This window comes from Streptomyces sp. GQ60 (assembly GCF_059758875.1).
On sequence record NZ_JCAXEG010000067.1, the window covers coordinates 1 to 395 of the forward strand.

Below are 395 nucleotides of genomic sequence, written 5' to 3' on the forward strand. Positions count from 1 at the left end.
CAGCCGGTGAGGGTTTCGGTGTCGGGGATCTGGGCGGTGAAGGCCAGCGCGGCCTCGGCGGTCAGGCGGCGGGCGAGGTCGACGCGCTCGTCTCCGGTGACCCTCCGGCCGAGAGCGGCCAGGACGGTCCGCAGGACGTCCTCGGCGCGTTCGCGGGTGGGGTAGACGCCTTCGGAGCGGACGCGCTCGACCATGTCGTCGAAGGTCATGACCGTCAGGTGCGGGTTCGCTCGAAGCTGGTCGTGCATGGCTGCGGATGCCTCTCTCGTCAAGGTTCGCGTGGACGCCGGTGGTGGTCAGGTGGGCTGGGGGTGGCCGAAGAGCAGGTCGTAGCCGGGCGGTAGCTGGAGGAGGATCTCCTGGACCAGGAGGTCTCCGGCCGCGGCGGTGACGGC

1 protein-coding gene and 1 pseudogene are annotated in these 395 nt (G+C 71.1%); both read right to left on the reverse strand.

Translation table 11 applies throughout. The features are described 5' to 3' along the window. Positions 1-248, reverse strand: a 248-nt coding sequence (locus AC6CKD_RS37985) for a DUF2267 domain-containing protein (RefSeq protein WP_498333997.1), incomplete at its 3' end; no start/stop codon positions are given. Positions 249-296: 48 nt separating this feature from the next. Beyond that, positions 297-395: pseudogene (locus AC6CKD_RS37990) on the reverse strand (DUF2267 domain-containing protein); the annotation flags it as partial.